This window comes from Mycobacterium sp. SMC-2, from assembly GCF_025263485.1.
Lineage (GTDB): Bacteria > Actinomycetota > Actinomycetes > Mycobacteriales > Mycobacteriaceae > Mycobacterium.
Genome location: NZ_CP079863.1, coordinates 5,059,428 through 5,078,624 on the forward strand (window position 1 = coordinate 5,059,428; position 19,197 = coordinate 5,078,624).

The window sequence follows — 19,197 nt, forward strand, 5'->3', positions numbered from 1 at the left end:
ACAAGGAGAAGGAAACATGGCGACACGGTTTATGACTGACCCGCACGAAATGCGGGCGATGGCGGGCCGCTTCGAGGTGCACGCCCAGACGGTCGAGGACGAGGCCCGCAAGATGTGGGCGTCCTCGATGAACATCGCCGGCTCCGGCTGGAGCGGTCAGGCGCAGGCCACCTCGTACGACACGATGGGTCAGGTCAACCAGGCCTTCCGCAACATCGTCAACATGCTCCACGGAGTGCGCGACGGACTGATCCGCGACGCCAACAACTACGAGCAGCAAGAGCAGGCCTCGCAGCAGATCCTGAGCAGCTAGCGGCCGAAAACCACTGCTGTCCAACACTTTTAAGGAGCTAAGCAATGACCATTAACTACCAGTTCGGCGATGTCGACGCCCACGGTGCCTTGATCCGCGCCCAGGCCGCGTCTTTGGAGGCTGAGCACCAGGCCATCATTCGCGATGTGCTTGCTGCGGGTGACTTCTGGGGCGGTGCCGGGTCGGTGGCCTGCCAGGAGTTCATCACCCAGTTGGGTCGCAACTTCCAGGTGATCTACGAGCAGGCCAACGCCCACGGTCAGAAGGTGCAGAGCGCCGGCAACAACATGGCCAGCACCGACAGCGCCGTTGGGTCCAGCTGGGCCTGACACCGCGTCCTCACTCGAAGGGTCCGCACACCACGGTGTGCGGACCCTTCTTGTGGCTTCGGCGCCGATCAGCCGGCCACCGGCGAACGCGGGATAAGGGAGGGACGGAACCCGACCCGATGAACCGCGCCGTCCGCCTCGCGCCCGACCATGCCGCCCAGCGGCAGCTTCGAGATACCTGTGGCCGGCGACGGCGTCGGCGTCGCACCCCACCCGCCCGGCATGGCGTGGGCGGCGGGCAGCGGCGTAAGCGACGACGCCGCGTTTGCCCAGCCCGGCGGCACCGACAAGGTCCCGAGCGAGGCTCCCTGACCCAGGCTCGCCGACGCACCCTCGCCTAAACCTCCCAGCGACCCGATGTTTCCCAGGCCCAGACCACCCAAAGCTTGCGGGACCTGGATGCCGTGCAGTCCCTCCGCCCCGAGGATCGAACCCGCGCCCTCCATATCGAGGGCCAGGCCCTGGTAATCGAGGTTCAGGCCTCGATAATCGAGCCCCAGCCCGTATAGGTCTATACCGACGCCACCGCCGTCGGCACCGAAACCCGCGGCATCGGAGCCCAGGCCGGCCGCGTCGGAAAACAGGCCGGCCGCATCGCCGGCCCCGGCGGCGCCACCGAGGGCGCCCGCCAGGCCAGACGCCGCCCCCGCACCGGTGCTGGCGCTCTTGGTGGCGCCCCTGCTGGTGCCGGTGAGGCTGGACAGCGCGCTGAGCGGGGCTGTCGCTCCCGACGACCCGAGCGACGCCTCGGTGCCCATCGCGGCCTGCGACAGGCCCGAAGTCGATCCGGGGGTCGACAGGCTCTGCAGCGCCTGCGGCGTCGAGGACATCACCTGCGCCGAGGCCGTCTGGGCGTTGCCGGCGGCGTGGGCGGCGGTCGCCTGGGTCACCGCGCCCGCTTGCCCGGCGATCCCGGTCGGATTGGTCGTGTGGGGCGGCGGGGCGAAGGTGCTGAAAGTTGAGGCGGAAGCCGAGCTGGCGGCATAGGTGTACATCGCGGTGGCGTCCTGGGCCCACATCTCGCTGTACTGCGCCTCGGTGGCCATGATCGCCGGCGTGTTCTGGCCCAGGAAGTTGGTCGCGACCAATGTCATGAGCTGAGCACGGTTGGCCGCGATGAGCGGCGGCGGGACCGTCATCGCGTACGCCGCTTCGTAGGCCGCCGCGGCGGAGGTGGCCTGTACCGCCGACTGCTCGCACAGCTCGGCGGTGGCCTGCAGCCAGCCCACGTAGGGCGCGACCGCGGCGGACATCGACATCGAGGCCGGGCCGATCCATTCCGCCGTCAGGGTGGTGATCACCGATTCGTAGCCGCTGGCGGCCGAGTTCAGCTCGAGGGCCAGCGACTCCCATCCGGCCGAGGCGGCCAGCAGCGTCGCGGGCCCGGGTCCCAGATACATCCGGCCGGAGTTGACTTCCGGCGGCAACGCGCCAAAATCCATTTCTTTCCTTTTGCTAGTTGAATTTGCCGAGGCCGGGATCAGGACCGGCAGCGATGCCCGCGGTTGCTGCGCCGGCCACCGTTTCAGGCGTTGCGCTTACGCGCTCAGCAACGAAAACCATTGCAACCAAACGGTTTCGGTAACGCGACTCGGTACTCCGTCGTCCCCCGCGTTGAGCGTACTCATTTCAATTTCAGCCGAGTCCGCCGAAATGCAGCCCCCTGCAAATCAACCGAATACGGTCTTGCGCGCCGGCTTGGGACGTATCGCCTGGAAGTTGGGCGAGGTAATCAACTAACGGCTGCGCCGCCCGGCGATCTTGGCAAACGCGCCCATCGCAAGCGATCCGGTGCGACACATATCAAACTCATATTTGAGTGAGATGTGTTGACACGGGCCCGGCCGCCTACATTTGAGAACTCTATGAGGTTCGTGACTGTTCGGTGTGTGGCTTGCCAGAATGTAGGAACATGACCGCAATGACGGGATACGCGGGTGGCCAGCGGCCCCGCCAGGCCATCCTCGGGCAGCTACCCAGGATTTACCGAGCCGATGGATCACCGATCAGGGTGCTCCTGGTCGACGACGAGCCGGCGCTGACCAACCTAGTGAAGATGGCGCTGCACTACGAGGGCTGGGTTGTCGACATCGCCCACAACGGGCGCGAGGCCATGGCCAAGTTCGACAAGATCAACCCCGACGTGCTCGTGCTCGACATCATGCTTCCCGACGTGGACGGCCTGCGAATCCTGGAGCGCGTCCGCCAATCCGACACCTACACCCCGACGCTCTTCCTCACGGCGCGGGACTCGGTGATGGACCGGGTGACCGGCCTCACCGCCGGCGCCGACGACTACATGACCAAACCGTTCAGCCTCGAAGAGCTCGTCGCACGGCTGCGCGGGTTGCTGCGCCGTTCCGGCCAGCAGACACCGCCGTCCGACGAAACCCTCACTGTCGGCGACCTGAGGCTCGACACCGCCAGCCGTGAAGTGATCCGCGACGGCACCCAGATATCGCTTTCCTCAACCGAGTTCGAACTGCTGCGCTTCCTCATGCGCAATCCCCGCCGCGCACTGAGCCGCAGCGAGATCCTCGACCGCGTCTGGAACTACGACTTCGCCGGGCGCACGAGCATTGTGGATCTGTACATCTCCTATCTCAGGAAGAAGATCGACTCCGACCGGGAACCGATGATTCACACCGTGCGCGGTGTTGGATACATGCTGCGGCCCCCGGGATGAGTCAAGACCGGGACGCCCTGTCCGGGGATCTTCCGCGGTGGCTGCCCCGTTCGTTACGCCGTCAGTTGCTGTTGGGCGTACTGGTGGTGGTCAGCGTGGTGCTGATGACGGTCGGAATCGTATCCGTGCTGAGCCTGCGCGGTTACGTCACCTCGATGAGCGACGCCGCCGTCGGCGGGTCCTTGGATGCGCTGGGCCATTCATACTCCAAATACCTTGACACCGAACGTAATTCGGTCTCCGGCGCTAAGCCGCTGGACCAGGCGATGCTGCAGTTCACCGATCAAACGCCGGGGAATCTCATCGTGGTGCTGCACAACGGCGCCGTCGTCGGGTCGGCGGTTTTCTCGGAAGCCGAAGCACGACCGGCACCGGCCGACGTGGTCCGCGCCATCGAAGCCCAGTCATGGACCGACGGGCCGCCACGGACCGAAAATCTCGGCAGCCTCGGGTCCTACCGGCTCGACAGCCGCCACGTCGACAGGTCGGACGTGCTGATCGCCGGGGTGTCGCTGAACCTCGCCGACCGAATCATCGCCCGCAAGCAGGTCACCACCACCCTGCTCATCGCGGCGGCTTTGGTGGTCACCGCCGGGCTCACCGTTTGGTTTGTCGGCTACACACTTCGACCATTGCGCCGGCTGGCCGGGGTCGCGGCGGAGGTCGCCGCCATGCCGCTTACCGACGACGACCACCGCATCAGCGTCCGGGTGCGGCCGCGCGACACCAACCAGCAAAACGAGGTCGGCATCGTCGGCCACACCCTGAACCGGTTGCTGGACAACGTCGATACTGCGCTGGCGCAGCGCGCCGAATCCGATCTGCGGATGCGGCAATTCATCACCGACGCCAGTCACGAACTGCGAACACCGCTGGCTGCGATTCAGGGCTACGCCGAACTCACCCGCCAGGACAGTTCGGAGCTGCCGCCGACCACCGAATACGCGCTGGCCCGCATCGAGTCCGAAGCGCGGCGCATGACATTGCTTGTCGACGAGCTGCTGCTGCTCTCCCGCCTGGGCGAAGGACAAGACCTGCAGAGCGAGGACGTCGACCTGGCCGAGCTCGTCGTCAACGCCGTGAACGACGCGGCGGTCGCGGCGCCGACGCACCATTGGGTGAAGAACCTGCCCGAGGAATCGGTGTGGGTCCGCGGGGACCAAGACCGGCTACACCAACTCGTCAGCAACCTGCTCAACAACGCCCGGGTGCACACCCCGCCCGGCGTCACCGTCACCACTGGCATCACGTGCCACCGCGAGGGCCCCGAGGCGCCGTGGGTCGAACTGACCGTCGCCGACGACGGCCCGGGCATCGAACCGGAGCTTTTACCTCGGTTGTTCGAACGGTTCGCCCGGGCGCACAACTCCAGGATCAACAGCACGGGCACCGGTCTGGGGCTGGCCATCGTCAGTTCGATCGTGAAGGCCCACCACGGCTCCGTCACCGCCGAATCCACGGAGGGCAGAACGGTTTTCCGGGTCCGTATCCCGATGATCGACGGCCCGGGCGCCGACGCCGCATAGGTTCGCCCGCCGCGGCGGGGCGTCAAGAAACCGTAAAGGTGCACCGCGACGCCGTCATAAAACTGTCAACCAAAGGCCCTAGGCCCCGGGTACCAGCTATTTTCAAGCTGACCTTGCCTGAAGCGGCCGCGCCGTGGCTAACTCGACGAGGCCGTTTCGTATGCACGTGATCGGCCCGGAACGGAGACAAGATGGGCGTGTTGGTGTACATCGTGCTCACGGTGGCGATCTTCGCCGTGCTCGGCTTCGCGCAGAAACTGGTCGAACGGCTGTGAACTACGAAAACGTCGTCGGCTTGGTGCTTTCCGTCCTTCTCGCGCTCTTTCTCGGCTGCGCTCTGCTGTTCCCGGAGCGGTTCTGATGAACACGACAGCCGCCGGGTTGATCTTCCTCGGCCTTCTCGTGGTAGCGCTGGTGGCGGTCCATGTGCCCTTGGGCGACTACATGTATCGGGTCTACACGTCGGAGAAGGACGGCTACGTCGAGCGTGCCGTGTATCGGCTGATCGGTGTTGATTCCCGCTCGGAGCAGACCTGGGGCGCCTACGCCCGAAGTGTATTGGCCTTCTCGTCGATCAGCATCCTCTTCCTATTCGTGTTCCAGCTCGTGCAGGGCAAGCTGCCGCTACATCTGCACGATCCGGCCACGCAGATGACACCCGGGCTGGCCTGGAACACCGCCGTCAGCTTCGTCACCAACACCAACTGGCAGGCCTACTCCGGTGAATCAACACAGGGCCACCTGGTGCAGATGGCCGGCCTGGCTGTGCAGAACTTCGTTTCGGCGGCCGTCGGCATGGCGGTGGCGGTCGCGCTGGTGCGCGGCTTCGTCCGCAAGCGCACCGGCGATCTGGGCAACTTCTGGGTCGATCTGGTCCGCGGCACGCTGCGCATCCTGCTGCCGATCGCTGTCATCGGCGCGATCGTGCTGGTCGCGGGTGGGGCGATCCAGAACTTCCACCTGAACGACCAGGTAGTCACCACGCTTAACGGCACCCAGCAGACGATCACCGGCGGCCCGGTGGCCAGCCAGGAGGTCATCAAGGAGCTCGGCACCAACGGCGGCGGGTTCTACAACGCGAACTCCGCTCACCCCTTTGAGAACCCGACGACGTGGACGAACTGGGTGGAGATCTTCCTGCTCCTCGTGATCAGCTTCTCGCTGCCGCGCACGTTCGGGCGCATGGTGGGCAGCACCAAGCAGGGCTATGCGATCGCGTCGATCATGGCGACGCTGTACGCCATCAGCGTGTCGTTCATGATGTGGTTCCAGTTGCAGCACCACGGGACGGTGCCGACCGCGGTCGGTGCGGCCATGGAGGGGGTAGAGCAGCGCTTCGGCGTCGCCAACTCGGCGGTGTTTGCCGATTCGACAACGCTCACCTCCACCGGCGCCGTCGACTCGTTCCACGACTCTTACACCAGCCTCGGGGGCATGATCACCATGTTCAACATGCAGCTCGGCGAGGTCGCGCCTGGCGGCACCGGCTCAGGTCTGTACGGCATGCTGATCCTCGCGGTAATCACCGTGTTCGTCGCGGGCCTGATGGTCGGCCGTACCCCGGAATATCTCGGCAAGAAGATCAACCCGCGCGAAATCAAGCTCGCCGCAAGCTATTTCCTGGTCACTCCGCTGATCGTGTTGACCGGCACCGCGATCGCGATGGCGTTGCCGGGCGAGCGTGCCGGGATGCTCAATACCGGTCCGCACGGGCTGTCGGAAGTGCTGTACGCGTTCACCTCCGCGGCCAACAACAACGGGTCGGCCTTCGCCGGGATCAGCGTCAACACCAACTGGTACAACACCGCACTCGGGCTGGCCATGGTCTTCGGCAGGTTCCTGCCGATCGTGCTCGTCCTCGCGCTGGCCGGCTCACTGGCAAAGCAGGGCACCACGCCCGAATCGGCAGGCACTTTGCCCACCCACCGGCCACAGTTCGTCGGGATGGTTGCCGGTGTCACGCTCATTCTCGTCGCTCTCACATTCTTGCCCATGCTCGCGCTCGGGCCTCTCGCTGAAGGAATCCACTGATGACCGCGTCCACCGCCGACCCGGCTGAGGAGACCCAGCCGACGGCGCACGGCAGCACGAAGCGGGTGCAGGGCGGCTTGCTCGATCCGAAGATGTTGTGGAAGTCGACGCCGGATGCGCTGCGCAAACTCAACCCGCATACCTTGTGGCGAAACCCGGTGATGTTCATCGTCGAGATCGGCGCCACCTGGAGCACCGCGCTGGCGATCATCAACCCGACCTGGTTCGCGTGGTTGATCGTGGTCTGGCTGTGGCTGACCGTGCTGTTCGCGAACCTCGCTGAGGCGGTCGCCGAAGGCCGGGGCAAGGCCCAGGCCGAAACGCTGCGCCGGGCCAAAAGCCAGACCCTGGCACGACGGCTCAAGGACTACAGGCCCGGTGCGCCGGCCGTGGAGGAACAGGTCGCCGCGCCGCTCCTGCAACGGGGCGACGTCGTCGTGGTGGAAGCCGGGCAGGTGATACCGGGTGACGGCGACGTCATCGAAGGCATTGCGTCCGTGGATGAATCGGCTATTACCGGCGAATCCGCCCCGGTAATCCGCGAGTCCGGCGGTGACCGCTCGGCAGTCACCGGCGGCACCACGGTGCTGAGCGACCGGATCGTCGTGCGGATCACGCAGAAGCCCGGGGAGAGCTTCATCGACCGGATGATCGCGCTCGTCGAGGGCGCCAACCGGCAGAAGACGCCCAACGAGATCGCCCTCAACATCCTGTTGGCCGCCTTGACGATCATCTTCGTCTTCGCCGTCGCGACCCTGCAGCCGCTGGCGATCTATTCCAAGATGAACAATCCGGGCGTTCCAGACACCCAGGCGCTCAACACAAACGGTGTCACCGGCATCGTGATGGTGTCACTGCTCGTTTGCCTGATCCCCACAACGATTGGCGCGCTGCTCTCGGCCATCGGCATCGCTGGGATGGACCGGCTGGTTCAGCGCAACGTGCTCGCGATGTCCGGGCGCGCCGTGGAAGCCGCCGGCGACGTCAACACCTTGCTGCTGGACAAGACGGGCACAATCACTTTGGGCAACCGGCAGGCCGCCGCCTTCGTCCCCCTCGACGGCGTGACCAACGAGCAACTGGCCGACGCCGCGCAATTGTCCAGCCTCGCCGACGAAACACCCGAGGGCCGCTCGATCGTCGTATACGCCAAACAACACTTCGGGCTGCGCGCGCGGACACCCGGCGAACTCGCACACGCCCACTGGGTGGAATTCTCCGCGGCCACCCGGATGTCGGGTGTCGACCTCAACGGGCACCTGCTGCGCAAGGGCGCGGCCAGCTCGGTGGCGGAATGGGTGCGTCGCCAGGGCGGCAAGGTGCCCCAGCAGCTCGGCGAGCTCGTCGACGGCATCTCCGCCGCAGGCGGCACCCCGCTGGTCGTCGGGGAAAGCCGCGACGGCGAGGCGGCGGTGTTAGGCGTCATCCACCTCAAAGACGTCGTCAAACAGGGCATGCGCGACCGGTTCGACGAGATGCGGCGGATGGGCATCCGGACGGTGATGATCACCGGCGACAACCCGTTGACCGCCAGGGCGATTGCCGACGAGGCGGGCGTCGACGACTTCCTCGCCGAGGCCACGCCCGAGGACAAACTCGAGCTGATCAAGCGGGAGCAAGAGGGCGGCAAGCTGGTCGCGATGACCGGCGACGGCACCAATGACGCCCCGGCTCTGGCTCAGGCGGATGTCGGCGTGGCGATGAACACCGGTACCTCGGCCGCCAAAGAGGCCGGCAACATGGTGGACCTCGACTCCGACCCCACCAAGCTCATCGAGATCGTGGAGATCGGCAAGCAGCTGCTGATCACGCGTGGCGCGTTGACCACCTTCTCGATCGCCAACGACATCGCAAAGTATTTCGCGATCATCCCGGCCATGTTCGTTGCGCTGTTCCCCGGGCTGGACACGATTAACATCATGCGGCTGCACAGCCCGGAGTCGGCGATCTTGTCAGCGGTGATCTTCAACGCGATCGTCATCGTGGCCCTGATCCCGTTGTCGCTGCGCGGCGTGCGTTACACGCCGAGTAGCGCGTCAAAACTGTTGAGCCGCAACCTCTACGTCTATGGACTCGGCGGGATCGTCGCCCCGTTCGTCGGAATCAAGCTGATCGACCTGATCGTTCAATTCGTCCCCGGGATGTCCTGACATGAGCTTCTCGAATTTCGTTCGCCTGCACTGGGCGGCCCTGCGCGCGCTGCTGGTGCTCACCTTGATCACCGGCCTCGCCTACCCGCTGCTCATCTGGCTGGTGGCGCAGATACCGGGACTGCACGATAAGGCCGAAGGGTCAATCCTCACCGCCAACGGCAAACCGGTCGGCAGCCGACTGATCGGTCAGCTGTTCACCGACAAGGACGGCAACCCGTTGCCGCGGTATTTCCAGAGCCGGCCCTCGGCGGCCGGTAGCGGTTACGACCCGCTGGCGTCGAGCGCGAGCAACCTCGGGCCGGAAAGCGTCGTCGACACACCCGCCGATCCATCGCAATTGGCGAGCGGCAGGTCCGCTACGGACGCGGGCTTCAAACCGAGCCTGCTGACGCAAGTTTGCACGCGCAGCGCAGCAATCGGCCAGCTGGAGGGTGTGGACGGGTCGCGACCATTCTGCACCGGCGGCGGTGTGGGTGCGGTGCTGTCGGTGATCGGACCGCGCGACGCGCGCGGAAACGTCATCCATCCCACCCGGGTGGTCAGCGTCAACGAGCCGTGCCAGACGACACCGGCGCCGTTCCTCACCCTCTACGAGGGGGTGCGGGTCCAGTGCGCCAAGTACGGCGAGGATTACTCGATAGGCCAGATCGTGCCAATCCGCGGCGCGGCACCAACCGACCCCGCCGTGCCCGCCGACGCCGTCACCGCCAGCGGCAGCGGCCTGGACCCGAATATCTCGCCTGCCTATGCCGCGATCCAGGTCCCCAGGGTGGCCAAGGCCCGCCACGTCAGCCCCGATCAGATACGTGCGGTGGTAGCTCAGTACACGAGCGGCCGCACCCTCGGGTTTTTCGGGGAGCCGTGCGTGAACGTGTTGCAACTGAACTTGCAACTCGACCACAAATATCCAGTCTCGAGCTAGCGCGATAGGGGGATGATGGTTGACGTGAGCGTCATCGACCACCGTCCCAAACGCGGCGAGCTGCGGATCTACCTCGGCGCGGCTCCCGGGGTGGGCAAGACATACGCGATGCTCGGCGAGGCGCATCGCCGGCTGGAACGCGGTACCGACCTCGTGGCCGGCGTGATCGAGACCCACGGCAGGGCGAAAACCGCTGAGCTGCTTGAGGGCATCGAGTTCATTCCGCCGCGCTACATCGAATATCGCGGCGGCACCTTTCCCGAACTCGATGTGCCGGCCGTCCTCGCGCGTCGGCCGCAGGTCGTCTTGGTCGACGAACTCGCGCACACCAACACACCGGGCAGCAAGAACGCCAAGCGCTGGCAGGACGTCGAGGAATTGCTCGACGCCGGGATCACGGTGATCTCGACCGTCAACGTCCAGCACCTGGAAAGCCTCAATGACGTCGTTGCCCAGATCACGGGCATCGAACAAAGGGAGACGATTCCGGATTCCATCGTCCGGCAGGCTTCGCAGGTCGAGCTGATCGACATCACGCCGGAGGCGTTGCGCCGCAGGCTTTCCCACGGCAACGTCTATGCCGCCGAGCGCATCGACGCCGCGCTGTCGAATTACTTCCGCCGCGGAAACCTTACCGCGCTAAGGGAACTGGCGCTGCTTTGGCTGGCCGATCAGGTCGATACCGCGCTGGCCAAGTACCGCGCCGAGAACAAGATCACCGACATGTGGGAGGCCCGCGAGCGGGTCGTGGTGGCGGTCACCGGCGGGCCGGAGTCGGAGACGTTGGTGCGGCGGGCATCCCGTATCGCGTCGAAGTCCAGCGCCGAGCTGATGGTGGTGCACGTCATCCGCGGTGACGGGCTGGCCGGCCTTTCGGAGGCGCGGATGGCGAAGATCCGCGAGTTGGCAAGCAGCCTCGACGCGTCCTTGCATACCGTGGTCGGTGACGACGTGCCCACTGCCCTACTGGATTTCGCCCGTGAGATGAACGCCACCCAGCTGGTGATCGGTACCTCGCGGCACTCGCGGTGGGCGCGGGTCTTCGAGGAGGGCATCGGCGCGAGGATCGTCGAACAGTCGGGCAAGATCGACGTGCACCTGGTGACCCACGAGGAATCCAAACGCGGTTTTCGCGCGGCGTCACTGGCGCCCAACGAGCGACGGGTGGCGTCCTGGCTGGCGGCGTTCATCGTCCCGTCGGCCATCTGCGGGCTCACGGTCGCCTTGCTGGACCCGTATTTGGATACCGGCGGCGAGAGCGCCTTGTTCTTCGTCGGGGTGCTGCTGGTGGGTCTGCTCGGAGGCGTAGCCCCGGCGGCGCTTTCGGCGGTGCTGTCCGGGCTGCTGCTGAACTACTTCCTTACCGACCCGCGGCACAGCTTCACCATCGCCGAACCCAGCAGCGCCATCACCGAACTGGTGCTGCTCATCGTCGCGGTCGCGGTCGCGGTGCTGGTCGACGGCGCGGCCAAGCGCACCCGGGAGGCCCGGCGCGCCTCCCAGGAGGCCGAGCTGCTGACGCTGTTCGCCGGCTCGGTGCTGCGCGGCGCCGACCCCGAGACGCTGCTCGAGCGGGTGCGCGAGACCTACTCGCAGCGCGCGGTCAGCATGCTGCGCGAGCCCAGCGAGGAGGATCGCGCCGTGGGCAACAAGGGCGAGGTCGTCGCCTGCGTGGGCAGAAACCCCTGTGTCGCCGTCGATTCCGCCGACACCGCGATCGAGGTCGGTGACGACGAGTTCTGGATGCTGTTGGCGGGCAGGAAGCTTTCGGCGCGCGACCGGCGGGTGCTCAGTGCGGTGGCCAAGCAGGCCGCGGGCCTGATCCGGCAGCGCGAGCTGGCCGAGGAAGCCGGCCGGGCCGAGGCGATCGTGCGGGCCGACGAGCTGCGGCGTTCGCTGTTGTCAGCGGTCAGCCACGACCTGCGTACCCCGCTGGCGGCGGCCAAGGTCGCGGTGTCGAGCCTGCGTGCCGAGGACGTCGCCTTTTCCGCCGCCGACACGGCGGAGTTGCTGGCGACCATCGAGGAGTCGATAGACCAGCTGACCGCGCTGGTGGGTAACCTGCTCGACTCGTCGAGGCTGGCCGCCGGTGTGGTGCGCCCGGACCTGCGCCGGGTGTATCTGGAGGAGACGGTGCAACGGGCGCTGATCAGCATCGGCAAGGGCGCCACCGGCTTCTACCGGTCCGCCATCGACCGGGTCAAGGTTGATGTCGGTGACGCCGTGGTGCTGGCCGACGCCGGGCTACTGGAACGGGTCCTGGCCAATCTGATCGACAACGCGCTGCGGTACGCGCCCGACTGTGTCGTTCGGGTCAACGCGGGACGCGTGGGTGATCGCGTCCTGATCAACGTCATCGACGAGGGACCCGGAATCCCGCACGGCACCGAGGAGCAGATCTTCGAAGCGTTTCAGCGCCTCGGCGATCAGGACAACACCACGGGGGTGGGCCTGGGCATGTCGGTAGCGCGCGGCTTCGTCGAAGCCATGGGCGGCGCCATCTCGGCCGGTGACACCCCGGGCGGTGGACTCACCGTGGTGGTGGAATTGGCTGCGCCAGAACCGAATGGTGCGCAATGACACGGGTGTTGGTGATCGACGACGAGCCGCAGATCCTGCGGGCGCTGCGCATCAACCTGTCCGTGCGGGGCTACGAGGTGATCACCGCGTCGAGCGGGGCCGGCGCGCTGCGCGCCGCCGCCGAGCACAAACCCGACGTGGTGATCCTCGACCTGGGCCTGCCCGACATCTCGGGCATCGAGGTGCTGGCCGGGTTGCGGGGTTGGCTCACCGCGCCGGTGATCGTGTTGTCGGCGCGCACCGATTCGTCGGACAAGGTCGAGGCGCTCGACGCCGGGGCCGACGACTATGTCACGAAACCCTTTGGCATGGACGAGTTTCTGGCCCGGCTGCGGGCGGCGGTGCGCCGCAATACCGCGGCGTCCGAGCTGGAGCATCCGGTGATCGAGACGGATGCCTTCACCGTCGATCTGGCCGCGAAGAAGGTCACCAAGAACGGTGCCGAAGTCCACCTCACCCCGACGGAGTGGGGGATGCTCGAAATGCTGGTCCGCAATCGCGGAAAGCTGGTCGGCCGCGAAGAGCTGCTCAAGGAGGTATGGGGCCCGGCGTATGCCACCGAAACGCATTATCTGCGCGTGTATTTGGCGCAGCTGCGACGCAAGCTCGAGGACGACCCGTCACACCCCAAGCACTTGTTGACCGAATCGGGCATGGGTTATCGCTTCGAGGCGTGAGTTTCTCCGGCGCGGAACGCCTCGAGTGTGCGGCCACGACGCGAATTTTGCCCGCCGGCCGCCGAATCCCCGCCCTCACTGCACACCGGAAGCCCTGAGCGCACAGTCGTGCGCGGCGGTGGCGCCAGTCAGCGGCGCGCGGCGGGCGGCTACGGGCATAGTCACATCTGTCACTTGCGCCCCTGCGCCCGAGGAATCGACGATGTGCCCGCCTCACAGCGACAACGCGCCGCCTCACGCAGCGCCAGCACGCGCTGATGGATTCGGTGCTCGGTGGAGCGCGGGATGCCCCTTGGCCCGTATCGGCCGCGGCCAACGCGGCGCACCCTCTCTCGGCCGATCTCCCAACGCAGGGCGTCCGAGATGACCTTCGATGCCCTGCCGCGGATCTGAAAGCCCTGTTCGGTAAGGGCTTCGATCATTTCGGCAATGGTCGCCGGCCCATTGTGGGCAAGGTGCATCGTCAGCACGTAACGCAGCTCGATTCCCTGAAGGTTCATTGCCGCACCATCGCATACCGGTCCGACACCCGCACTTGTCGCTGTGAGGCGGGCACATCGTCGATTCCTCCGGCGCGGAGACGGGTGTGACCCCTGTGACTTAACCGGCGATCGACAGCACGATGCCGTCCAGGATGTCGTGTTCGCTGACCGTCAACTCATCGATACCGGCCCGGGCACGCAGCTCGCGTGCCAACTCCTCGACCACGATCGCGCCGCCGCCGATCACGTCGGCTCGCCCCTCGTGCATCGGCGGCAGCGCCGCGCGCTCGGATCGCGGCATGGCGATCAGCCGCTCACACACCGCCAGCAGGTCGCTGCAGGAAACGCGCGAAAGGTGAATGGCCGCAGAGTCATACGCCGTCATGTTGTGGGCCAGCGCGGACAGCGTCGTCATCGTTCCGGCCAGCCCGACCCAGGTTCGCGCCGCCTCCACGGGCACCACGCCCAGCGCGACGCCGAGGCGCTCGCGGACCACCCCGCGGGCCGCCTCCACTTCGTCGGGCGTCGGCGGGTCCGAGTGCAGGCAACGCTCGGTCAGCCGCACGCAGCCGATGTCGGCCGAATAGCTCGCCACCACCGCATCCGCACCGACAACGATCTCCGTAGAGCCGCCACCCAGGTCAACGACGACGAAAGGCCCCACCGCGGAATCTAATTCGCCGACGGCTCCACGAAACGAAAGCGAGGCCTCCTCTGCGCCGGTGATCACCTCCGCCACCGCGCCGGGCAACACCGCGCCCAGCACCTCGGCCGTCATCGCAAAGAAGACATCACGGTTGGCGACGTCACGAGCCGCCGACGTGGCCACCATCCGCACCCGCTCGACGCCGTGCCGCTTCAGCAAGACGGAGTAGTCGGCAAGCGCATCGCGGGTCCGGGCGATCGCCTCCGGCGCGAACTCACCCGCCGCATCCACACCCTGGCCCAGCCGCACGATCCGCGTCTCCCGATGCACGTCGCGCAGCCGACCGTCGCGCACGTCGGCGATCAGCAAGCGAATCGAGTTTGTCCCGCAGTCGATTCCGGCGAGCCGGCTCACCATTGCCCGGCCACCAGAATGCCGGCCATTGCGGGCTCGGGGGCCAGGATCGCCAGCGCCTCATCGCCGAGGGGGTTGCAGCCCGGCCCCTTGGCCAGCGAATGCGCGATCAGCACGTGCAGACACTTCACCCGGTCCGGCATTCCGCCACCGGAAAACGTCGTCCCCAGCGGCTCGATCGCGTCCCGTTCGGCTAGGTACGACTCATGGGCGCGCCGATACGCGGCCGCCAATTCGGGGTCATGCCGCAACCGCTCGGACATCTCGCGCATCAATCCGGTCGCTTCCAGCCTGCTGGCGGCCGCGGTCAGCACCGGATGTGTCAGGTAGTACAACGTCGGAAACGGCGTTCCGTCAGGAAGTCTCGGCGCGGTCTTCACCACGCCCGGCTCACCGTTGGGGCAGCGGTAGGCGATCTCGAGCACGCCGCGCGGCTCACGGCCGAGCTGACGCGCCACGGCCTCCAGGTCGGCACGATCAACCACCGGGCGCCGTGGGGCTCGGCGGCGGAACGGGGCCGGCGGGCCCAGGTTCGGGCGGGGGCACATTGGCCGGCGGCAGGTGCGGCGCGTCGGCGATGGTGTGCCACAGCGACGTGTACCACGGATCGGTGCTGGCGGGCTTCGCCGCCTGGCCCCCCGGCTCGGACGGAGTCGCCGCCGTGGCCGGAAGCTGAACCTGGAACGGGATGTCGCCCGGCTTCACGAAGCCGAGCCGCTCGCGGGCCTGCGCCGCGATGTAGGCCGGGTCAGCGAGTTTGGCCTTCCTCTGCTCGAGGTCGGCGATCTGACGGCGTAGGGCGGCCTCGCTTGCCATCAACTGATTCATCTCGGTGCGCTGCGCAAAGTAGGTGCGTACCGGGCCGGCGATGGTCAGCGTCAGCACGCAGACAACCGCGGCCAGCACCGCCGCCCGCCGCGCGGTGAAACCCAACCGCTGCTCCGACCGCTGTTCGAGCGATTCGGCCGCCTGCCGCGTGATGGGCTCGACGACATGCTCGGCAGCCGACCGGGGGCCGGCCTTCTTCGCGGTGCCAGACGGCTTGGAAGAGGGCTTGGCCGTGCGGCGGCGCCGAACCGGATCACCGGCCTTCCCCGGACGCGATGCCGGGGTGCGCCGTTTCGGATCCGGCTTGGCGGGCAAGCTATTTGGCCTCCGGCGTATAGCGCGGGAACGCCAGATCGCCGGCGTAACGGGCGGCGTCGCCGAGCGCCTCCTCGATGCGCAGCAGCTGGTTGTACTTGGCGACGCGCTCGCTGCGGGCCGGCGCGCCGGTCTTGATCTGCCCGCTGCCGACGGCCACTGCCAGGTCGGCGATCGTGGTGTCCTCGGTCTCGCCGCTGCGATGGCTCATCATCGTGCGGTACCCGCTGTGGTGGGCGAGCGCGACGGCGTCGAGCGTCTCGGTCAGCGTGCCGATCTGATTCACCTTGACCAGCAACGCGTTTGCGACGCCCTTCTCGATGCCCTCTTCGAGGCGCTCGGGATTGGTGACGAAGATGTCGTCGCCGACGATCTGCACGCGGTCGCCGATCGACGCCGTCAGTGCCGCCCAGCCGTCCCAATCGTCCTCGGACAGCGGGTCTTCGATGGACACCAGCGGGTAGGAGCCGAGCAGTCCGGCATAGAACTCCGCCATCTGCTCGGCCGTGCGGGTGCTGCCCTCGAAGGTGTATCCGGTGCCGTCTTTATAGAACTCGGTGGCCGCCGCATCCAGGGCCAGCGCCACGTCAACGCCGAGCTTGAAACCGGCCGACTCGATGGCCTGGCCGATCAGGTCCAGGGCCGCGGTGGTGCCGGCCACGTCGGGCGCGAAACCGCCCTCATCCCCCAGGCCGGTGGAGAGACCCTGCTTCTTCAGCACCGACTTGAGCGAGTGGTACACCTCGGCGCCCCAGCGCAGCGCCTCGCTGAAGCTGGGGGCGCCGATCGGCGCCACCATGAATTCCTGGATGTCGACGGCGGTGTCGGCATGGGCTCCGCCATTGAGGATGTTCATCATCGGCACCGGCAGGATGTGCGCGTTCGGCCCGCCGATGTAGCGGAACAGCGGCAGCTCGGCGGAATCGGCGGCGGCCTTGGCGACGGCCAGCGACACGCCCAGGATCGCGTTGCCGCCCAGCCGGGACTTGTCGGGGGTGCCGTCCAGGTCCACCAGCGCCTGGTCCACCAATCGCTGGTCGTCGGCGGCCAGGCCGATCACCGCCGGGCCGATCTCGTCGAGGACCGCCTGCACGGCCTTGTGTACGCCTTTGCCGCCGTAACGCTCACCGCCGTCGCGCAACTCGACGGCCTCGTGCTCACCGGTCGACGCGCCGGAAGGCACCGCCGCCCGGGCAAACGTCCCGTCGATCAGGGCGATCTCGACCTCGACCGTCGGGTTACCGCGGGAATCGAGGATCTCGCGGGCCCCGACCTGCTCGATAATCGGCACTGAGTCTCTCCTTGTGTTCCTGGCTGGGCCTCGGGCCGCCGTTAGCGTAAAGCCTGATACATCCTGCTACAGCGGGTGACCCGCCGCATAAGCGGTCGCCCAGTCGCGCACCGCCCGCGCGTACACGCCCGAGTTGTTGTAGGCCCGCAGCGCGGTGATCCACCCGCGAGGTGTCGCCAGATCCTTTCCCCGCCAACACAGGTAACCCGCCGCCGCGAGCGCCGCATCGTCGATGTTGTCCGGGCTGAGGCGGCCGTCGTTGTGGGCGTCGACACCGTACAACCGCCACGTCTCCGGGATGAACTGCATCGGCCCCATGGCCCGCACCACCCCGTCGTCGTCCGTCGCCTGTTCCTCGCTGTCGACGATGCGCAGGGTGCCGCCGCTACCGTCCAGGCGAACACCGCGAATCGGGGGGCTCACGTCCCCGTTGGGCGACAGCCGCGCGCCGCGGTAGGTGCCGTGGTGGCTTTCGACCTGCCCGATGCCCGCCAACGTGGTCCACGCGATATGGCACTTGGGGTTCTCGACCTCGGCGACCCGGGCCGCGTACGCGTACGCCTCCAGCGCGATGACCGGAATCTCCAACCCCGCCGACCGCTCTTCGGCCCAGGCCCGCAGCTGGTCCGCGGGGCGGCCGCTGGCGTGCGTGTCCACCGGCGGCACCGGGGCCCCCGCCGGCGGCGGGACACCCTCCGGGATGAAGAGGCTGAGCTGCCACGTGCAACTGGAGGCCATCAGCATCGCGGTCGCGCCGATCACGGCGCCCGCGCGCAGCCAACGCCTCGGCGACACCATGCTGGTTAAAGCTCCTCAAACTCCCCTGCACCAACTTCCGCAACCATCGTCCCATGGGTTGCGCAGCAGCCCGGTCGCATCGGGGCCCCGACGCAGGTATTCAGTTGATTTTCATTAGCTGCGCGCGTTGGCGCTCAGGCGTCGTCGGCCACGGCGCCCGCCGAGGACGCATCGGGCGCCTCGCCCGATGGCCAGTGCTCACGCCACTCGTCTTCCGTGATCTCCCCGAGGGGGGCCACGTCGAACTCCTCCGGGACACCGACGCCGCGGCGCGTCGCGGCGATCGCCCGCTCGACTTCGCGGACCGTGTCCACGAACTCCAGAACCGCCGAGCGCAACGCGCCTTCCGCGTCACCGTCGGCCGCCACGGAGATGGAGGTGATCTCGCCGGGGATGAGGTCGGCGGGCAGGCCCGCCTTCTCGGCGCGCTGAATCACCTTCTGCGCCAACGCCAATGCCGGCTGTCCGGTGTGCACGTCGTCCATCACCGACTTTCGCGACTTCTCGGCCGCCTTGCGTTCTTCCCATTGCGCTAACTGCTCCTGAAGCGAAATGGTCTGGCCCGCAAGCACACCGGGGACCCGATTGCCCAGCTTCCGCATCAGCGTGACGGCGACGTCGTCGATGGTGAAGGGCAGCTGCGGGGCGTCCTCTGCGATGCGCGCGTGGAAGAGCACCTGCAGCAGCACGTCGCCGAGTTCTTCACGCAGCTGGTCGGCGCTGCCGCTGCGGACCGCGTCCAACAGCTCGTACGTTTCCTCCAGCAGGAACCTGCGCAACGAGTCGTGGGTTTGCTCGCTCTCCCACGGTCCGGCGGTGCGCAGTTTGTCCATCATCGCGACCACGTCGACCAGTCGTTCGCCGCGCGGCGTCTCCGGCGCGGAGATCAACCGGGCGCCCGCAGCCAGCCGGGCGGTGACGGCCGGATGGTCGGGATCCGACGACAGCAGCACCGGCGCGTCGTCGCCGGAGTGCACCGGACGCGCCGCGGGCAGCGACCACGGCACCGCGACGGGCATCTCCTCGGTGTACTGCACCTCTCCGGCCAAGTGTTCGATGGCCTCCACCGGCACCAGCGACGGGCGACGCGGGTCGAACAAGACGACGATCATAGGCGTCGCTCCTTCTCATCGCTTCGTCCCCCGCAAGCGGGTGGGGGTCCCTCCCTTTGGGGGCGTGCCCCCACTGCATCGTCGCCGGCGCGGA

Annotated in this window: 18 protein-coding genes and 1 pseudogene; 10 read left to right on the forward strand and 9 right to left on the reverse strand. The window is 67.2% G+C overall.

Annotated elements, in window-relative coordinates; all coding sequences use genetic code 11:
* Window positions 1-16 precede the first annotated feature (16 nt).
* Together KXD96_RS23685 and KXD96_RS23690 are read left to right on the forward strand one after the other, a co-directional pair.
* Complete coding sequence (locus KXD96_RS23685) at window positions 17-313, forward strand: WXG100 family type VII secretion target (RefSeq protein ID WP_007168951.1); 297 nt, start codon at window positions 17-19, stop codon at window positions 311-313.
* A gap of 44 nt (window positions 314-357) precedes the next feature.
* Window positions 358-642 carry a WXG100 family type VII secretion target gene (locus tag KXD96_RS23690; RefSeq protein WP_260737568.1) on the forward strand — a complete coding sequence of 95 codons (285 nt, stop codon included), beginning with the start codon at window positions 358-360 and terminating at the stop codon, window positions 640-642.
* Between the two features lie 68 nt (window positions 643-710).
* On the opposite strand, the gene KXD96_RS23695 is transcribed toward KXD96_RS23690, so the two are convergent.
* Complete coding sequence (locus KXD96_RS23695) at window positions 711-2,084, reverse strand: PPE family protein (protein WP_260740591.1); 1,374 nt, start codon at window positions 2,082-2,084, stop codon at window positions 711-713.
* Between the two features lie 470 nt (window positions 2,085-2,554).
* Here KXD96_RS23695 and KXD96_RS23700 point away from each other — a divergent pair, with 470 nt between their 5' ends.
* The 8 genes from KXD96_RS23700 (at window position 2,555) to KXD96_RS23730 (ending at window position 13,217) form a co-directional block, all read left to right on the forward strand.
* Window positions 2,555-3,328: a response regulator transcription factor gene (locus tag KXD96_RS23700; protein WP_260740595.1), complete on the forward strand. Its 774-nt coding sequence runs from the start codon at window positions 2,555-2,557 to the stop codon at window positions 3,326-3,328.
* A complete protein-coding gene (locus KXD96_RS23705; protein ID WP_260740598.1) occupies window positions 3,325-4,854 on the forward strand; it encodes a cell wall metabolism sensor histidine kinase WalK in 1,530 nt (509 codons plus the stop codon). The genes KXD96_RS23700 and KXD96_RS23705 overlap by 4 nt, the downstream gene beginning before the upstream one ends.
* 191 nt (window positions 4,855-5,045) lie before the next feature.
* Window positions 5,046-5,129 (forward strand): potassium ABC transporter ATPase, encoded by an 84-nt coding sequence (locus tag KXD96_RS28665; protein WP_313901670.1) that lies wholly within the window; start codon window positions 5,046-5,048, stop codon window positions 5,127-5,129.
* Window positions 5,130-5,214: 85 nt separating this feature from the next.
* Window positions 5,215-6,885, forward strand: a complete 1,671-nt coding sequence (kdpA, locus tag KXD96_RS23710) for a potassium-transporting ATPase subunit KdpA (RefSeq protein WP_260740599.1) — start codon at window positions 5,215-5,217, stop codon at window positions 6,883-6,885.
* A complete protein-coding gene (kdpB, locus tag KXD96_RS23715) occupies window positions 6,885-9,035 on the forward strand; it encodes a potassium-transporting ATPase subunit KdpB (protein ID WP_260740601.1) in 2,151 nt (716 codons plus the stop codon). The genes kdpA and kdpB overlap by 1 nt, the downstream gene beginning before the upstream one ends.
* A gap of 1 nt (window position 9,036) precedes the next feature.
* The gene (locus KXD96_RS23720; protein WP_260740603.1) at window positions 9,037-9,960 is read left to right on the forward strand and encodes a potassium-transporting ATPase subunit C; all 924 of its coding nucleotides are present in this window, start codon (window positions 9,037-9,039) and stop codon (window positions 9,958-9,960) included.
* A gap of 12 nt (window positions 9,961-9,972) precedes the next feature.
* Window positions 9,973-12,540: a sensor histidine kinase KdpD gene (locus KXD96_RS23725; protein ID WP_260740606.1), complete on the forward strand. Its 2,568-nt coding sequence runs from the start codon at window positions 9,973-9,975 to the stop codon at window positions 12,538-12,540.
* Window positions 12,537-13,217 (forward strand): response regulator, encoded by a 681-nt coding sequence (locus tag KXD96_RS23730; RefSeq protein ID WP_260740609.1) that lies wholly within the window; start codon window positions 12,537-12,539, stop codon window positions 13,215-13,217. Before KXD96_RS23725 ends, KXD96_RS23730 begins: the two co-directional genes overlap by 4 nt.
* A 170-nt stretch (window positions 13,218-13,387) precedes the next feature.
* Here the strand turns inward: KXD96_RS23730 and KXD96_RS23735 are convergent, their stop codons facing one another.
* The 8 genes and pseudogenes from KXD96_RS23735 to KXD96_RS28830 form a co-directional block, all read right to left on the reverse strand.
* The gene (locus KXD96_RS23735) at window positions 13,388-13,717 is read right to left on the reverse strand and encodes a hypothetical protein (RefSeq protein WP_260740611.1); all 330 of its coding nucleotides are present in this window, start codon (window positions 13,715-13,717) and stop codon (window positions 13,388-13,390) included.
* 100 nt (window positions 13,718-13,817) lie between these two features.
* Window positions 13,818-14,762 (reverse strand): Ppx/GppA phosphatase family protein, encoded by a 945-nt coding sequence (locus KXD96_RS23740; protein WP_260740613.1) that lies wholly within the window; start codon window positions 14,760-14,762, stop codon window positions 13,818-13,820.
* Window positions 14,756-15,244, reverse strand: coding sequence for a DUF501 domain-containing protein (locus KXD96_RS23745; protein WP_260740615.1), 489 nt, complete (start codon window positions 15,242-15,244; stop codon window positions 14,756-14,758). Before KXD96_RS23745 ends, KXD96_RS23740 begins: the two co-directional genes overlap by 7 nt.
* Window positions 15,237-15,902, reverse strand: coding sequence for a septum formation initiator family protein (locus tag KXD96_RS23750; protein WP_260740618.1), 666 nt, complete (start codon window positions 15,900-15,902; stop codon window positions 15,237-15,239). Before KXD96_RS23750 ends, KXD96_RS23745 begins: the two co-directional genes overlap by 8 nt.
* A 1-nt stretch (window position 15,903) precedes the next feature.
* The gene (gene eno, locus KXD96_RS23755) at window positions 15,904-17,193 is read right to left on the reverse strand and encodes a phosphopyruvate hydratase (protein ID WP_260740620.1); all 1,290 of its coding nucleotides are present in this window, start codon (window positions 17,191-17,193) and stop codon (window positions 15,904-15,906) included.
* A gap of 66 nt (window positions 17,194-17,259) precedes the next feature.
* Window positions 17,260-17,988, reverse strand: coding sequence for a lytic transglycosylase domain-containing protein (locus tag KXD96_RS23760; RefSeq protein ID WP_260745524.1), 729 nt, complete (start codon window positions 17,986-17,988; stop codon window positions 17,260-17,262).
* Window positions 17,989-18,125: 137 nt separating this feature from the next.
* Window positions 18,126-19,103, reverse strand: a complete 978-nt coding sequence (locus tag KXD96_RS23765; protein ID WP_260740621.1) for a nucleoside triphosphate pyrophosphohydrolase — start codon at window positions 19,101-19,103, stop codon at window positions 18,126-18,128.
* Window positions 19,100-19,195: pseudogene (locus tag KXD96_RS28830) on the reverse strand (hypothetical protein); the annotation flags it as partial. The gene KXD96_RS23765 and the pseudogene KXD96_RS28830, both read right to left, overlap by 4 nt.
* Window positions 19,196-19,197 lie beyond the last annotated feature (2 nt).

Bases quoted from the DNA above. Each gene is read 5' to 3' on its own strand.
- KXD96_RS23685 (WP_007168951.1), top strand. From the start codon at position 17: ATGGCGACACGGTTTATGACTGACCCGCACGAAATGCGGGCGATGGCG.
- KXD96_RS23690 (WP_260737568.1), top strand. From the start codon at position 358: ATGACCATTAACTACCAGTTCGGCGATGTCGACGCCCACGGTGCCTTG.
- KXD96_RS23695 (WP_260740591.1), bottom strand. From the start codon at position 2,084: ATGGATTTTGGCGCGTTGCCGCCGGAAGTCAACTCCGGCCGGATGTAT.
- KXD96_RS23700 (WP_260740595.1), top strand. From the start codon at position 2,555: ATGACCGCAATGACGGGATACGCGGGTGGCCAGCGGCCCCGCCAGGCC.
- KXD96_RS23705 (WP_260740598.1), top strand. From the start codon at position 3,325: ATGAGTCAAGACCGGGACGCCCTGTCCGGGGATCTTCCGCGGTGGCTG.
- KXD96_RS28665 (WP_313901670.1), top strand. From the start codon at position 5,046: ATGGGCGTGTTGGTGTACATCGTGCTCACGGTGGCGATCTTCGCCGTG.
- kdpA (WP_260740599.1), top strand. From the start codon at position 5,215: ATGAACACGACAGCCGCCGGGTTGATCTTCCTCGGCCTTCTCGTGGTA.
- kdpB (WP_260740601.1), top strand. From the start codon at position 6,885: ATGACCGCGTCCACCGCCGACCCGGCTGAGGAGACCCAGCCGACGGCG.
- KXD96_RS23720 (WP_260740603.1), top strand. From the start codon at position 9,037: ATGAGCTTCTCGAATTTCGTTCGCCTGCACTGGGCGGCCCTGCGCGCG.
- KXD96_RS23725 (WP_260740606.1), top strand. From the start codon at position 9,973: ATGATGGTTGACGTGAGCGTCATCGACCACCGTCCCAAACGCGGCGAG.
- KXD96_RS23730 (WP_260740609.1), top strand. From the start codon at position 12,537: ATGACACGGGTGTTGGTGATCGACGACGAGCCGCAGATCCTGCGGGCG.
- KXD96_RS23735 (WP_260740611.1), bottom strand. From the start codon at position 13,717: ATGAACCTTCAGGGAATCGAGCTGCGTTACGTGCTGACGATGCACCTT.
- KXD96_RS23740 (WP_260740613.1), bottom strand. From the start codon at position 14,762: ATGGTGAGCCGGCTCGCCGGAATCGACTGCGGGACAAACTCGATTCGC.
- KXD96_RS23765 (WP_260740621.1), bottom strand. From the start codon at position 19,103: ATGATCGTCGTCTTGTTCGACCCGCGTCGCCCGTCGCTGGTGCCGGTG.